At 35.4% G+C, this 17,976-nt stretch carries 7 protein-coding genes; 2 read left to right on the forward strand and 5 right to left on the reverse strand.

The window, feature by feature from the left end; all coding sequences use genetic code 11:
- Positions 1–5: 5 nt before the first annotated feature.
- The 5 genes from IPI31_02020 to IPI31_02040 form a co-directional block, all read right to left on the reverse strand.
- Positions 6–2,204: an AAA family ATPase gene (locus IPI31_02020; protein MBK7566577.1), complete on the reverse strand. Its 2,199-nt coding sequence runs from the start codon at positions 2,202–2,204 to the stop codon at positions 6–8.
- A gap of 172 nt (positions 2,205–2,376) precedes the next feature.
- Positions 2,377–3,261 carry a hypothetical protein gene (locus IPI31_02025; protein ID MBK7566578.1) on the reverse strand — a complete coding sequence of 295 codons (885 nt, stop codon included), beginning with the start codon at positions 3,259–3,261 and terminating at the stop codon, positions 2,377–2,379.
- Positions 3,258–4,142: a pentapeptide repeat-containing protein gene (locus IPI31_02030; GenBank protein MBK7566579.1), complete on the reverse strand. Its 885-nt coding sequence runs from the start codon at positions 4,140–4,142 to the stop codon at positions 3,258–3,260. Before IPI31_02030 ends, IPI31_02025 begins: the two co-directional genes overlap by 4 nt.
- Before the next feature lie 257 nt (positions 4,143–4,399).
- The gene (locus tag IPI31_02035) at positions 4,400–5,299 is read right to left on the reverse strand and encodes a T9SS type A sorting domain-containing protein (GenBank protein ID MBK7566580.1); all 900 of its coding nucleotides are present in this window, start codon (positions 5,297–5,299) and stop codon (positions 4,400–4,402) included.
- On the reverse strand, positions 5,300–7,828 hold the full coding sequence (locus tag IPI31_02040; protein ID MBK7566581.1) for a T9SS type A sorting domain-containing protein: 2,529 nt from the start codon (positions 7,826–7,828) through the stop codon (positions 5,300–5,302). It lies immediately after the preceding gene.
- A gap of 638 nt (positions 7,829–8,466) precedes the next feature.
- Between IPI31_02040 and IPI31_02045 the strand changes: the two genes are divergently transcribed.
- Positions 8,467–10,173: a hypothetical protein gene (locus IPI31_02045; protein ID MBK7566582.1), complete on the forward strand. Its 1,707-nt coding sequence runs from the start codon at positions 8,467–8,469 to the stop codon at positions 10,171–10,173.
- The gene (locus tag IPI31_02050; protein MBK7566583.1) at positions 10,170–17,960 is read left to right on the forward strand and encodes a carboxypeptidase regulatory-like domain-containing protein; all 7,791 of its coding nucleotides are present in this window, start codon (positions 10,170–10,172) and stop codon (positions 17,958–17,960) included. The genes IPI31_02045 and IPI31_02050 overlap by 4 nt, the downstream gene beginning before the upstream one ends.
- Positions 17,961–17,976 lie beyond the last annotated feature (16 nt).

Below are 17,976 nucleotides of genomic sequence, written 5' to 3' on the forward strand. Positions count from 1 at the left end.
GCATTTTAATTCATCATCATATTGTAATGCTCTTGGTGTCCTGTTTCTTTAAAGACTGCCTTAAACACTTTGAAATAATTCTCAATTATGTTGTCTTGCATTTCTACAAATAAGTCGTCTGGAATTGTGTGCGATCCTTCATTAATCCAACAAATTAATGATCTGCAAATTTCCTTTTCCTGAGGGTTGTCAAACTTGTTAATCAGGTCATCGTCCCCGTATTTGCCAAGTATTTTAAAATAGTTCTCAATTATTCTACGCATTGTATTTTGAATGGTAACTCCCGAATTATTTTGGGTGTTCTTTAGTTCACGCCAGAGAAGTTCGTAAGAATTTTGGATTGGGTTAACTAGTTCAAAGTCTTGGATAGAAGTGACCTTTTCATTTTTTCTTAGTATCCAGAAATTGCTATCATTACACTCTTTGGTACGACCATTTATAAACGATACTTCCTTGTGAAAGTAAACATTATGAGTCAGTAAGATCACTTGCTTAATACTTCCTTTGTTCTCCTTGACAGCCTTGAGAATTTCCTTAATCAAGGAGCTGACAACAAATAACACTGTACTATCCAAGCTTGAAATCGGGTCGTCAATTACTAAAACTCTGTCATCAGTTATTTCGGTTTCATTCGTGCTGCCTTTCGCTAATTGAAGAAAATAAAGAAATGTAAGGAATGTTATTTCGCCCTCGCTTAAAGTTGATTCAGCTAATTCACCATTTTCTCTTTCGATTTGGTATTGGTTCATGCCAATTTTTGACGGAACAATTGTAAAATTTTGAAATCCGAAGGATTGAAGAATTTTGTTTATTTCATCTACGGAAGGTTGAATGCTGGTTAAATTCTTTGTTAAGGTTTTAATCTCCGCATCTAGTGTTTTATAATCGGCTCTAAGTTTTCGAAGTTTCTTGTCAATATTTTCGATTCCTTTCGAAAGGCCGTTGTTGTGCTTAATAAAATGTTCAATTCTAATTCTATTTTCCTCGATGAGAAATTTCCAAATATCATTTATAAGATTAGTTCTCTCTGTAGGGTAATTGCTTACAATGTCATTGTGTTTGGTAATTAGTGCATTTGCCGCTCCGATAAGAACCACTATTTCGTCTAATTGCTCCTTTGTGCTTATAAGATCTATGCTCCTGCTGGGTTCCTTTGTCTTACTATTCAAGAATTCCTTGTTGCTAACAAATTGACTACTGAGTGTCTTTACATATGCTGTAAATTTGTCAAGGTCAAGTTTGGTGTCCTTGTTCAGCTTTTCTCTGCTTTCTATATGTTGCAATTGATTTAAAAGGTTTTCAAAAAGACGAATGTATTCTTCATTTCCATCCTTAACGGAAGTCGTGTCTTTCGTAAAAGATTCGTCAAAGTATCCTTCTAACTGTTTCCTAAATTCTTGAGATATAGTTTTCTCCTGGCAAAAAGGGCAAGTTTCATCTTCTAGCAAATACGATCGCCCCTCATTGACCCAATCATTAATATTTAATCGTTGAATAAGCTTTGCAATTTCAACATCTGCTTTTCCGATTATTTTCTTTTTCCAAATGGCATCATCTTCAATCTCGTTTATTCGGGTATAGTCTATTGAGGGTAGGTAGAGAAGTTTCAAAGGGGTATCTCCAAAAATAGTGTCAGCTCTTTCATTTAACTCTTGGGTGGTTGTTAATACAGAAGTATTCTTATCAAACTCCTCTATTACACGGACTGCAAGGGGTTTTTTCTGCATTACTCCCTTAAAAGCCTCTTTGAATTGGACTTCATTTTTCTTGTAAATGGATTCCCAGAATTCCTCTCTAAAATCTTCCTCAAGTTGATCTCTTGTTCCTATTTGTTTGTCAAGAACCGCTTTTTGTTGAATGCCTTTGTCTTGTAATTCTTTAAGTTCATTTCTTTTCACTTCGATAACAGATGCTTCTTCCTTAGAAGCCTGACCTAATGTAAATACCCCAGGAATTGTTCCCTTACCAAAATTTCTGTCTCGAAAATCTTTATTATAAACAATTGTATTTATATCTAAGTCATTCAACCAACTTATGCTACAGTCTGAAAATTTAGAGTTCTTAGGCTCGTAGAGGAAGTTTGAAATAGTTGTCTTACCACTACCGTTAACCCCATAAATAAAATTCGCCTTTTTGAAAGAGGATATTTCTATTCCTGTTTCATCGAAGGTTGCAACTTTCTTTATTGTTATGCTTTTGATCATTGATGTTATTAGTAAGCTTGTGCCTAACGTTTTTGAAGTTTGCGATGGCGGGGAGTTTTAGCACTAAGCTTCATTCGGAGAACCAAACTTCCACCTTTCACAAATGTGTCTGCGAAGCACGAAATCCCCGCTATCGCAAACCTGTTTTTCCAGACTGCTTTGCTGTCATTTGTCATCTGGTCATTTCAATTAGTAAGTCGTCTATGTATGATTGTTTATTAAAAGCAAAAGCATAGAATTTAGGATTTTCAATTATTCGTCTGCACCTTTCATAAGTGCTTTTGTCCCGAATAACTGATGAAGTCATTGTGAACGCCTCAAATAGTCTAAGTTTTTGGTAAGCAGTAAACTGATGGTTAGAATAAACTGATGTAAAAGCATATTGGTTAAAATTGTCTTTGCTTAGAAATATTGGTTTGATACGAATGGAATATCTCTTTTCAATTATTTCTATCGTGGCATTTAGTTCATACTTTGTAGGAATTAATTGATAATGTTTGTCACGATAGTTTTTCTTTACAATCCGTGTATTTACTAATAAACTGACTTCGTCATTACTTAAATTAAATAGTCCTTGAGAGTTTTTCAGGATATTGTTTAATGAAAACTCATAGATTTTGTGGTTTGCAAGCTGTAAGATATTGTAGTTTCTTAACCCAATGGCTATAATGTCAAAAGCCCAACCAATACCCTCAACAGTATCTGGAATATATTTTAGTAAGTCAAAATAAGCTACAGTTTCCTTAATTTCATTATCGTAGTTGTCCTTAGGAGAGTAATTGATTAACAAATTTTGCAGTCTGCCATCTTTGTCTGAAAGAATTGTAGCGTCCTGTTTTAGATGTTGGATGAAAAGAGCTTTTTTGTCTGAAAGAATTTCAAGTTTTCTAAAAGTATATGCAGAACATGAGTATCCTTTGTCATTAAATGCTTTCTCAATTCCATATTGATTTTCAAAACTGTCTGAAACTACAAGCAAATCATTGTCGCTGTGAATGTCAAAGTCTTTTCTTGCTCTTGAACCATAAAGAGCGGTTGAATTTATTTCTGCTTTCATTTTACTATTTTTTTAATAAGCATTGAGAGGAAAACACCAATGAAAATATAACCTATTACACTTTGTGAAATGGCCAATATAATTCCAAGGTCGCTTTGAGGAAACATTTCACCAGCACCTAACGAAGTTGTTGTATAAAATGTGAAATATGCAACGTGAATAGGAGTATGTATTTCACTACACTGGAATAAGTCTGTTTTTATGGAATAATAGTCCCAAAGGAAATAGTTGATTAACCCCAAAAGAAGTAGAAATGTAAAATACGACAAGAAAAAAATCGAGAACCTAATCCCATAACCGATAAAATAATGAAGTTGTCGGGTGATTATTTTTCTTAAAAAGTCATAGAAACCAATTTTGTCATTTTTATACTTTTGAATTAGATATTTTCTCTCCCAATTAAGAAAATAATATTCTGCTTCCCTTGCTAAAATTGGCTGGTCATTGTCTTTGAGGTTGTCATAAATTCTTTGAAAGAGATGAACCGCGATGTTTGAATATTTACTGTCTGTTATTGCATTTTTGAAATTGTCTGGATTGAGATAAGTATTTCTAACTTCAATCTTATGAGTATTTACATTTTCAAAACGACAGTCATGAAATTCGCAATCTTCTATTGTAGAACCAATGAATAAACAGTCCTTAAAAACGCAATTAGTGAAAATCACATCTTTTATTAAGGTTTTAGAAAAACTCGCATTTGTAAATGTTTTCTTAAGAAACTTAATTTTCGGATGAGGACTGCCAGTTGCTGGTTGTAAGTCATTCGGCTGATAGAGAAAGTCTCTTAAACTGTCAGTTGTTCTTAATGAATTAAGGAAGTCCGCCTGAGCCGAAATTACTATCGGTGTGTTGTTGAGTTTGAAAAAGTCGTTAAGCATTGTCCTGTCTATGTTAGTTCTGCTGTCATGAGTTTTCAGTCAAATGTTGAGGTTGTACAGTCTTCAAAAGTTGCCGGTAACGTTCAGGGCTTTGCGAAGTGGCGGCATTCGAAGCGAAAGTTTTCATCATATCAGAAATTACCTTTGGAAAATAAAAGTTTCATGTTCGCGATTCCCACAGCCATTTTGCAAAGCTTTTGTTATAGGATGTGCGACGGACGGGGATTTCTGTATTAGGATAATCAAAACCATTTAATTTAATTAATAAATATTTTTTTCGCTGCAAATTTTTGCTGTCCCTTATAGATTTCTACAAAATAATAACCTTTTGGTTTGGCGCTCATAGGAATTACATTATTCTTGCCTGACAAAATTCCTGAAGATATTTTAGCTCCTGATAAATTTAATATTTGAAACGAATAATTTTCAGAAATTTCCTGAAATTGTATGAAAACATCGCTGTTAAATGAATAAATATTGACATTGAGGAGATTAATTTCCTCTAGGTTAACAGTTGACGTGTCTCCAATAGTGTCTCCTGCCAAAATACCGGTATTGCAGTTTATTTCGTATGCATAATCTTTAATTATTAGTGTTCTACCATTGTCTTTAATATCACATCTAATCCAACCATAATGCAAACAATCAGAAGTGTCTATAAAACGAACACCTAAAAAATGATCCAAAACTTCAGGGTACCAGATGCCGCCTTTTGGAAAATAATCGCCATCAGTTTGAATATACCGGTAGGCCATTGTTTGGTATCCATTATTATGAAAAGTTAAAACCTCGTTAATTAAATCGCTTTCATTTAAAGCGAACGGGAAGTAAACTGTAAAACCTCCATATGAAGGACTAATAACATGTGTCAGGGCTGCAATTTCATTGTTTGGAGATTGGGGTCCTGCATAAATAGCTTCAAAATGTGAGCTGTAATATGAATAGAAAGTTGAAAAATCGAATGATCTATTTAAAAAACCAAAGTCGGGAACTCCATCATTATTCATGTCTATACCCGCAGATTCCCAATTATTGTCCAACTCAAGATCTGGATCAATATTAGTATATATAGCCTGCCCCCTAACATTTTGATGTAATGCCAGGAAACACGCTGATATAGCTGAATATTGAATTAGATTAAATTTTGATGAATTCATTTATTGTTTTACAAATTGTTTAACTATAGTATTTCCGTCATCAAATTTAATCAAAATTTGGTAAACTCCATTTGGAAATTTAGAAATATCTACTATGCCGTTATTATCCAACTTTCCACTTAAACAATCCTCCCCTAATAAATTGGTTACCTCAATTGTTAGGGATCCTTCAATTTTGCAATCCGTTTGTAAACATTTAGCTTGCAGGTTAATAAAATCATTAGCCGGATTCGGATAAATATTTACATCATACATTGCAGAACCAGCCAAACGTCCCGGTGGATAATATGCTCCAATTGGAATCTTAATATACCCGAAAGAATAAGGTGGAACAATAATACATTTTAAAGGGTCGCCACTTCCGGGACAATTTGGAATATTTAAAAAAGTATCCACCTGAATTAATTCAATTGGAAAGTCATAATTATATGGATTTTTATAACATTCATTTAATTTGTATATAGTATTTTTTCCTTGTCCTGAAGTAGAATAAGGTTTTGAGGCTTTTAAGCAATAAATTGTTGCAGTATCAGTAATAATTAAAGTTCCACCTGGAAATAACCCGGTAGTTCCCCCTGTGTTCAAATTAAATTGCTGTGTTGTATCTCTTTGATTTGAATAGTAGACGTAAATATTTGCCTTTTCCGTGTCAATAAAAACGGTTGGTTGCACATTTACACTAGCCACATAAATGCCGAAATTGCTTTGAAGAATTTTCAGATTTTTTTTCGTGATCTCACTTTGGAGTTCAAAAACAAAATGTGTGGTGCGCTTCATTAAATAGTTGCGCCCGTCCGGATTTGAATCAACATTATATGTATATGGCAGGGTATCCATACCCAGAAAAGCAAGTTCATGTTGACGTGCAGGTGAAATAGTTGCATTAGTTCCTCCTCCTCCATAATTATGAAAAGTCGAATAAGTATGAAAACCTGCTCTGTAATTTGGATTATTGTTCAATTTAATATCTTTCAGGAACCATTCAAAGATGATAAATCCGTGCATAAAACCGTGCGAAAATGCTCCGATTCTATTAAGTTGACCTTCACGATAATTACCTTGATCTTTAAAATTCCATTCCGTAATAATTAAATCTTTTTTGGACAAGGAATCAAGGTCAAAATTTAATACAGAATTATGAACATCATAAGATTCCAGGTATCTTGTTCTGATAAACGTTCTGAAATTAATTCCGATGTCATCAAATGTGTCTTCGAGCCTTGCATCGTAATTCTCAAACACCCAAAGATCATTATTGGGATTCATATCATCGTTTAAACAGGCGTAACTGGAATCAAGCAGCATTAAAGGAATCGAATCCCAATTGTGTCCATCGTAATAGGGATGCAGGATAACTGCATCAAATGCATATCGATATTTATTTATTAATCCGGTTATTGGTTCCTTAATACTATATTTCAGTCGTAGATGATTATTCCAATCCTCATCTGAGCGGGTGCCAATGCCTGCAGGTCCAGCGTCGCGTAATGCATAAATGGATTCATGCAGGTTTTCTGCTGGAATCGAAACTTTGCTGGTAAATTCAGGATTATTTTTAAATGTGCCTATAAAATCATGGTCATTCCAAACAGAATCACCAACTACATATATGTCTAATGAATCATTATTTATTCCATTGATAAATTGCCAGTAGTCTTCAAACGTATGCCAGACCATCATTAGTCTGGTGTAATCAAAATAGGGTTCATTTCCCATTTCTACGTATGCAACCGTCAGATCATGTATGGGATTATCTCTTAAATATTCGATTATTTCTCTTGTTTCAGTCGCCGTGTTGCTGAAAATATTCAAACAATAAATTACCTTGACGTTATGCCCTTCATTTTCAGTTTCAATTTTTTTAACCAAAGTAATAAAGTCGTCAATATATCGATGTGAAGAATCTAATAAATTTTGCTCCACCCAACTTTCATAAAAATTTAAATATTCATCAACATACCCAGGGTCTATCCAGGTAATTAGCGAATCCTCCTTATCGGCATCATCTAATATGTCTGGCAAAGTCGGGTTATTGGTGATACTATCTGTTACATCATAAAATTTTGCAATTTTTTCAATATCGTATCCATAACCAGGCCCTTGCATCACATCCATAAATTTGCAGTCAGCGCCACCCGGAAACCGCAATGTTTCAGGTTTTAAATCGCTTAACCATTGCCATTGGTCAATACTGCTAGTGTCGTTGGGCATTATTTTCCGCCCAAAAATCCCAGCTGTATTAAACCCATAAAGGCCTTTGTTAACAGGTTTCATTATTGACCCAAGGCTAACATTAATAACAGAATCATGAAGTCCAAGTCTAAAGTCTTCGGTATTTATTGTATCTGTAAGATTGTCTCCATAAAACCAAACTGTATCCATTCCGTCGGTATTTGTATCTACAATAATTCCGGTTGTATCAAATTCTTCTTCGGGGTAATATTGTGCTTTTGATTGGGAAATATTAATCATTATTAAAATAGTAAGTATAGTAGTTCGCAAAAGCGACGCAGTAAAAATGTTTTTCATAAAAATTGGGTTAAATGTGAGATTAAACGTGTCTGTAAGCAAATTGAAAAAAAAGCATCAGTCCGAGTCAGTTAGGAACTGTCGAAGTCAAAGGTTTTCTTATAATGAAGCGATGATAAATATTGCATGAGCATATCCTATAACTTATTTATTGGAGAAGTTTTCCCGTCTCAACCCGCTTATACACTCTTACACACCTAAAATTACAACCCCTCCCCATCCTCACCAACCTTTTGCAAATCTTTCATCATATTCACTATTTATAGTGAATCATTTTGCAATTTTTTCATCAAAACCCCTCCTTTTCTGCATTTTTTTCATGCCAAATTTCACGCTATATCCAAAAACGCCCTTCACAACCCCTTGAAATTCATCCATTTACCAAATCGATTTTTCTTCTTTTTAAACCTCACAGGTTTTCAAAACCTGTGAGGTTCTCGACCGTTATTTCCAAAACCTGTGAGGTTTTCACGTGATCAAAACCTGTGAGGTTGTCGCGTTATCATATCAAAACCTGTGAGGTTCACACTTGTTCTCCATCCTCCCCTCATTGTGGTATTCCTCACCCCGCCATTTCCCTGCAATTTTGAGCAATTAAAATAAAACACATGACCCTTTACCGGAAAATTTGTTTGTGCTTGTTGATCGTTTTGGCGGCGGATCTCACTTTAAGGGCCGAAAACCCTGATTCAACAGCCGTTGAGGAGGCTAAACCTGCTGTGGATAGCGTGCAGAACAAATCGCTGGGAGCGGGGATCAACGGTGGATTACAGCTGAGCAATGTGTTCTATTTTACTTCATTGGATAGTGCTTATCGCAGTCCCTTTTCTTATGTGCTGGCCGGAAATTTTAATCTTACATGGAAGAATATTTCTTTGCCTTTCAGTTTTGTGTTGAGCGAACAGGAAAGAAGTTTTCGCCAACCTTTTAATCAGTTTGGGGCAAGTCCGAAATACAAATGGATAACCGTGCATGCAGGGTATAGAAATATTACCTTCTCCCCTTATACCTTGGCGGGCCATTCATTTTTAGGAGGTGGCGTAGAATTAAATCCGGGCAAATTTCGATTCGGTGCCGTGTATGGCAGATTTATTAAAGCAGTGCGCGCCGATTCTGTTTTGGTTTTACCTGGGCAATCGGCATACGATAGATATGCATTGTCAATTAAATTGGGAGTTGGAAGACCAACAAATTATTTTGATCTCATTTATTTAAAAGGATGGGACGATCCGAACAGAATTCTGGTTCCTTCCGATACAAATATTGCGCGGCCGGCTGCAAATACAGTATTAGGTTTTACATTATATCAGCAAATAGCTAAAAGATTTTTATTAAAAATAAATACTGCGGCAAGTGTTTATACTAACGATATAAACGGAGAAGTAGAAGAAATAAATGATAAATTATTAACTGATGTTGTAAATGCCTTCGATGTAAATGCAACCACGCAATTTCAATATGCCATGGATGCTTCCTTAGGATATTCTTCTTCCCTTTTTGGATTGGGAGTTGTCTATAAACGTGTTTCTCCTGACTATAAATCCATGGGAATATATTTTGTTACCAATGATATTGAACAATATACCATTGCCCCTTCCTTAAATTTATGGAAAAGAAAAATAAATCTTTCGGGAAGCATAGGATTCGAACACGATAATCTCGCCAACAACAGATCATATCAAACCAAACGCGTAATTGGTTCGGCAATTATTAATATTAATCCGAGTCCGATGTTTGGCATTTCGGGAAATTATTATAATTATAGTGTTGGACAAGTGCAAGGCATTCGCCAATTAAACGATACCATTCGTCTTGCACAAATAAATCGCGGAATTACGGTTACCCCACGTGTGATACTCGGCAAAAACAAATTGCGCCATATCATACTTTTAACTTACGACACACGCAATCTAGATGATCAGAATATTTATACCGAATCGTACACCGAATATGTAACTACCACGCAATTTCTCAATTATTCTCTATCTCATACCGAAGATGCCTGGAGTATTTCCATGAGTGTAAATAACAATACTATCAAAAGCGAATTATTTACCACAGGTTATAAAGGAGCTAGCCTTGGGACATCAAAAAGTTTTTTAAAGAACACTTTGAGTGCAGGTGTAACAGCAGGTTATAATATTATCACGCAGGATGAAATAAAAGGAAATAATCTTCTCACTTACAATGCAAATTTGAGTTATCGTTTCTTTAAAAATCATATTTTAAGTGTATTCGGATATAGCAATAATTATACAAGTGCTATCGCAACAGCACCATCTTATACCGATTATACATTCAGAGTTCAATATCAATATTTATTTTCTAAAAAGTCAGTAATATGAAAACAACATCTATGTTGAAATATTTATTTTTGTTTTTTGTATTGATAAATACAAGATTATTTGCACAATCGCCACTTATCGTGAATATGCAGGTTATGCCACCGTATTCGCCGGTTATTGCAGACTATCTGACCTTTGATGCAAATTCCATCATCACCATTACCAATACATCAAATGTAAATTACGATATTAAGTTGGCTGTACATATTACCGGTGATAATGGAATAGAAGCTTATACCAATCCCGGATTTTTGCCTTCGCTCCCAATAAATATTCCACCCTTTGCAACAAGAACAATTTATGGAAGCGAATTACAAAGTTATAATGATGTTGGATATACCATAGTAGGTGCTGATGCTCAAGCAATTATAATTTCCGGAATTATTCCTGACGGATTTTATACCTTATGCGTGCAGGCACAAGATTATTTTACCGAAGCAGAATTATCTGCCGATGCACCTTCGGGATGTATTCCTATTTATATACGTTACCTCGATGCACCATATTTATTGTCACCTATTTGCGGCGATTCTGTAAGTCAAACATTTCCACAAACAGTAGTATTTAATTGGATAACTCCTCCGGGTGCACCCGTTTCCACACAATATGATTTTAAATTAATTGAAGTAATTCCCTTCGATAGAAATCCTTACGATGCAATGGCTGCATCCACCACTCCGGTTTTTTATCAAACCACCACCAATTTACCCTTATTGGTATATGGTCCGGGACAACCACCTTTAGAAACCGGTCATACTTATGCATGGCAGGTAACTGCATTTAATGCAACAAATCCCACCTATTTTCAAAACGATGGAAAAAGCGAGGTTTGTGCTTTTACTTATAAACAAACAATAATAAATTATATAAGTGACACCGGAACTTTTGTAATTAATTTACATAGTGATACCGTTCGTATTAACGGAAATCTGCAATATTATTACGCGAGCGAACCGGATGCAGAGGGAACAAATACCAATATTAATTCCACGGCATCAGCAACTAATTATCCCTTCAAAAATGAACCCTTGCGTCTTATTACTAAATACATGTTAAAATATAATGGAGGTGCTGATTCCATTTATTTACCCTACAACACCGAAGGATTATCACAAACGGATAATGATGATGTAATAGCGAATACCACCAGTTCGGCAAATGGAGATTTTTCATTTTATTTTATGACAAATAATTTGCCTGAATTGGGATTGGTGCAAAGTGGTGTTACCGTTACAATTCCCGATGCTAATTTAATTGATCATTATTTTAATAATGCAGGCGCAGGATCCGGTGGTGATTATGATTTTGATCTTGGTGACTTTGGATTTATTGATGGATTCGGAAGCGAACCCGAAGGAGGATATACTTTTGAAACAGCTGATGATAAAGATTATGTAATTGACAATGATTTTGATTTTGGAAATTATTTAAATCTCAACAAAAACCTTAGAACTACTCCCGAACTAGATTTAGGAAAGGGTAATACACTGGAATTAGGCAAAGGCAATACACTAGATCTGGGTGGAACAACCAATGTTGTAAATTATAGTGGTGGAGGAGATGGATCAGATCCGATATCCGGAACTTTTACCGGTGATCTTTATCGGGTTTTACAAGTGTATGTAAATAATCCGTATTACTGTCAGCCGGATAATAGTTTTAGAAATATTGCCGATTCTACATCAACCTATGTCGGTGCCGTTAGATCAAGGGTTCGCGATTATGTTTTAAATGTAGATATCAATACCATTCACAATGAGAACGGAGTAAGTAATTATTCAAATACGAGTGGTGGAACTACGATTCCCATTTCCGACGACCTCGCTGCTAATGATAAAACAGGTGGAAAATATACCATGGATCTTGGTGGAGGATTTGATGCGGATTATTTTGTAAACGAAAATGAATATTTTTATTTTGAAGATGAAGACGACGACAAAGTATTCGAAAGTCAACTACCTTGGGATTTTGAAATTGATCAAACAGATGAGTCGATTTCACAATTGAACGGAGGCCTCTATCGATATTCCATCTATCGCGAAATAACCCCCACAGAACTTCCGAATAATGAAGGAATGAATTTAGATGGTGGATATGGAGCAATTTACGATGTGGAAAGTGGTGATATGATCAAAGATCTTGGTGAAATTGGGGTTCTGGGTGCAAAAGATTATGGTGCTGGCCGAACATTAATTTCAAGGGTGGAATCCTCTACAGGACACGCCTCTTTTAATAAATTAATTAAAAGTCTTGATGATGATGATTATTATATATTAGTAATAGAACCTGTTGACAATATTTATTTGAGTCCGGCAGTAGAAATTCAATTCAGATACGAATATAATAATTATAACAAAGAAGATAAAGCAGTGTATAGCTCTCAATTTACTACTCTGGAAGTAGATCTTGACGACACAGAAAATACGACACTAAGTGGAACTGCTGTAGTAACAGGTATTATTAATTATAAATTCGACGATCCAAATATTGCAGAGGTATTCCCATTAAAAAATGTGGATGTTACATTACAAAGACTGCAGTATGTTATAACAGAAGACGGACAAAAAGTATATTCCCGCGATCGCATCGATTTAATTACCGTAACAACTGATGCACAAGGAAAATATTTATTTAATTATACCGACACCGCAGCATATGGATTAATAGCTATGGAAGGCATGATCTTCGGAGAAGATAATTGTTCCATTGATATTCCGGATGAAGAAAATATGGATTTTCCAGGCATGGATGAAATGTTGCCCGGATATGAGAATATCAACCCCGGTTTCGAAAATATTAACCCCGGCATTGAAAATATTAACCCCGGTGGAAATTTTAATTTGAACATCAATAAAGAATTGAATTATGCTCCGGAAGATGATATTATTGATATTTCTCTTCCAACGGCATATGGCAAATCAATGCCTAAAAGAATTATTTTATATGGTGCGCCGTCTCCGGATGCAGTTTCAGCACCGTGTTCGTATACTGGAATATTATACCAGGAACTCGGAATTAAAATTGAAAGCGATTATTATACGAGTCCCGCAACACATTTTACAATTTTACCGGCACAATACAAAGAAGTTCCTGATCTGTTGGCATATGTTCGTTCTTATGATCTTACAATAACGGTTAAAGCAGATCCGGATGTTGCAGTTCAATACAAAGTACCAAATGCGGCTTTGCGTGATATGTTAGTTGTTTTAATACGCAAAAGCAAACCTACCGATGTTCCGGAAAATGAAGGTATAGTTGGAGGAATCGATAATGTGGCTATTGCTAAACTAATTACCAATGCGGAAAAATTATACAACTTCACGGGAACAGAGCTTCATGTTAATATAGACAATGGGGGTGGCGATGGTGGCGGACTTTATGGTGGGATGGAAATGGTTAATATTTATGAAGATTTTATGTATTTCGGTGAATCCACAATAAATCAAAGTGATATTATCGGGTGTGGCCTTGTTGATGTAAATGGAAAAATTACTTTCAAAAATTTGGTAAAAAATATCGGTGTGTCAGATAATTATACTTTATTGGCAATACCCGATTACGAAAATTCCGATATTAATTATTTAATTCCTCAACATACTTTCAAAACTGATTTTAATTATAATATAGTGCATCCTTACGGTGCATATGCCGCAACTACAACCGAGAGTCTGGCAAGAGAAGGATATTACCCAAAAATGAAAGTTACCTACACCATGGAGGCTGCTCCGCAAAATCCCATCATATTTGGAAAAGTGTTGCGCAGCGATAATGGATTTCCATTGCTTGATGCTGATGTTCAATTATTGGATAATCCAGGCGAAATTGTGGAAATGCAAACAAAAACCGCTAGCGACGGAACTTATTTTTTAACTCTTACAAAAGAACAATACAATTCAAGCAGTGTATCTTTATTTACGCGTCAGTTGAAATTTAGTAAATATGGTTATGATGATACAAAAACTGCCTATCCAATTTATCTCAAAAAAGGAAAAATACTAAATCGTGTAGCAGATACTTTACAGCCTGCTGTTTTAGTTACAGGTTATATTTATACAGAATGGTGGAATGAAAATACGAGTACTTATCCTGCAGCTACCTCTTATGTTCAAATAGGAAATGGTCCGCAAGTACATACAGCTTGCCAGGAACAAGATTTCACTTTAGACCTTGGTGCATTTACAGATTATGCAGAATCGCAACATGAATTAGACATTACCGTTTTAATTCCGAATTATGAAGAAATGTGGGAACAAAATGCCTGGGATCCGAGCATACAGGTTTTTCAAAATGAGAACATTTATAATGAAGGATATAATACAGAATTTGATGTGGGTGGTATCGACATGGGAGGAATTGATCTGGGAGGAAAAACATTTACCAACCGATCAGGTGATATGGGTACGGGAATAAAAATTAATACCGATTTTAATAAAGCCGCACCCGATGGTTTTACAAATGCGAAAACTACCGGATTAACTATTGATACAAAAACAACCGGTGGTGTAATGAACGGCACTGGAACAGAATATACCGGAACCGGTACCTCTGGAATAGGAACCAGTGGACCCTCCTGTGACCTTGCTTTTTACGCAACTTATGCATCGAGAGGAACCTGGCTAGCAGAAATAAATCCTGATAGTTCGAGATATATTACAAGATTTGAAAACGTATATATTCCTGATACCGGAAATGTTTTGCGTTTGGATTTTATTGTATATCAAAAATTACATCGTTTACGTGTAAATGTTACTGATATTTATGATAATCCTGTAAATGCAGAAGTGGAAGTGGTAGGAATAACTGATGCTTTAAGTACGGGTTCGGATGGTATTCGTGATATATTATTTGAAAATAGCGGAAATACATTTACTTTATTAATTAATGGACCTGATGGAAGTACTTTTGTTCAGAAAGAATTAGTTATTACCAACGAAGCATCAGAATTTATGGTGAATTATGATGTTGTTTTATTACAAGGTGCAAGTATCAGCGGAAAGGTAACCAACGGAACTCCACCGGTAGAAAATGCAAGAGTATTTATTGACGCTGCCGGAATGGAACATTTGGAAACATACACCGATGCAAATGGAAATTATACTTTAAAAGGTGTTCCAAAAACATCCGGTTTTACTGTTCGTGCAGTAAAAGAAGGAACGGGATTAATTGGTGATTCGCATTGGGTGGTTACCTCAGGTTCAAGCAATATAACAGGTGTTAATTTTAATCTCACGAATTATGCAGGAATGGATATTTCTAAATTGTTGGGATTCAAAACAGAAATAGAATATTTATCTACTTCCGGAGGAGATGTGAAAATAAGTGGTTCTTTGGTTGATGTGGCTGATAACAGTCGTTTTTCTATGGACGACGAAGTGCGTTTTCCTTTTAATTACGTAAAAATAAAAGCGAGCACAACATTAAATGGAAGCGGAGTTGCATATGCAGAACCTGTGGATGCAAGTTTCACAATTTCCAATTCAGATCCACTTGCCATAACAATGTATGACGAATATCAGGCGCAAGCCGGAATAATTGCAGCAAGTTGTGTTGTAGAAAAAGTGAATGCAACTTCCGGAAAAATTAAAAGTCCGATAAGAATTCTTGAAACCACATTTACTGATCCTGCTTTTAATTTTACCGGATATGGTTCCACAGGATTTTATTTAAAAAATAAAACAGGAACCGGTACCGGAGATATGTATTATGCCGATATCAGTCATGATTTGATCACTTTATTTACAACTGGTACTGCAATATTTCCAACTACTGATTATTATGAAATTGAAATCCCATATCCCGGAGCAAAAATGTCGTTTAATATGCAAAATGTTTCAGCATATATCACAAATTCCAGCACCAATCGCGTATATGCCGATTCCCTTGTTCTCGATACCTGGCTGGATCCAACAATTGCATATAGCGATGGTTTTGTTTCTCCATTGCATGTTGGAAATATTCGTGTAACACCATCCTTTACTTCTTACAAATCAGGAACAACGCCATTTACAGTAGAAATGGAAAAATGGGATCTGAATTGCACATCATGGAGTTTAAATAATACCGGATTTCATATGAATTCAGGAAAATTGGATGCCTCCGGTGTGCTATTTGATTTTGATGATATCAAAATTGAAAGCGGTGAACTGGTATATTCCACTTCTTCTACTTTGGGTACTTCAAATGTTACATTAATAGATATATTAGATCTGGAAATTGAAAATAATCCGGATCTTATTTACAACGGTACAAATTGGCAAATTTATGTGGGTGGAAATGATGCAGATCCCGCTGCCAGCATTGCAAATATTCCGGGTTTACCATGGAATAATAATGATCTTACTTTACAAATATTATTATTTTACAGCAATGCGGATGCAGAATTTAAAATGAATAATGATACATTTGCCTTATTTAGTGTTACTACCTTTACAACCGATGAAGGTGCATTATATGTGCATGAAGATGATTACACGGGAGAAAGTTATTTAACGCTACCAGGTATTATTGATTTACATTTACCGTCCATTTCCGTTCAACCAACAGCTTTTTTAATTAAAAATAATAATGGAACTATTTCAACAGAATTAGAAGCTTTTGGATTTGGAATGGAAGTAAATGGAGTTATTGCAGATTTTAATGCAGGAGATATAACCTTTCAGAATAACGGATTAATTGTAAGTGGAACCGTCTCGGAAGCTCCCTACTTTAATCACAACGTAAAATTATATCACCTTACCGACAGCACTGCAATTAATACAATTCCAAATCAGGAATTCCAGTACACAAATGATGGTCAGAGTTTAAATAATTTATTTGGAAGAATGTATCCGCAAACAAATAGCTGGACCAATTATCAATTTACCGGTGATGTTACGGGTGCTTCCAAAACTTCGGGCAAATGGACATTTACAGTGTATGGAGAAATTACAGCGGAAAATCAGAAAGTGGATGTTGATGACCTGAAAATGAGTGGTGCTGATAAATCGATGGATTTTGATAATCTTGGAATGTCGTACGATTATCCGAACAGAAGAATGGTTGGAAGTATTTCCATCGACGAAAGTATGCCTGGTGGCGGAAGTATAAGTGGACAGGCGAATTGTATTTTTGATGATGATGGATGGTATTTTGTGTGTGGAGGTCAGGTTACTATGCCTTCCAATCCTTATGTAACATCCGTAAGTCTTGCATTGTTATTTGGTGATTATCCAATTGCAAATGAGCAACCAGTTAAAGATGTTTTCACAGAATATTCTTACGACGGAAGTTTACCTGATGCATTTGCAAATAATATCAGCGGATTTTATTTTGATGGTAAAATTGAAATGCCAATTCCATATGTTCCAAATTTTGAAATGGATTTTGTAGTGGTAAGTGTTGAATTTGAAGCAGGTATAACTGCAGGATTTCAACTCGGTATGAATTTCACCGAAGCTTTAAATACTTATTACACCGGACTGGATGCAAGTATTCATGTGCATGCAGGAGTAGGTCAATCGCTAATTTGGGGTTGTGCCGGAGTTAACTTTGATGCAAATGTAGGTTTAGGTTTATCCGGCCAATATTCCAGTAATGGCGAATGGTTTATTTCTGGATATTTTGAAGCCTCTCTTTCAGCAAGTGCTTATGCCGGAATTGGTTTAGCTTGCGACAGTGAATGTGACGGCATTTGTGAAATGGATGAATGGAGCGGATCTGTGGGCTTGACATTAAAAGGTGAAATGGGTTATCAGGATGGAAATGAATATACGGAAACAGGTATTGAGGATGTATATATTGAATATTAAAAAAGTTGAAAAATAG

The sequence above is a fragment of the Bacteroidota bacterium genome (assembly GCA_016706865.1).
Classification (GTDB): domain Bacteria; phylum Bacteroidota; class Bacteroidia; order Chitinophagales; family BACL12; genus UBA7236.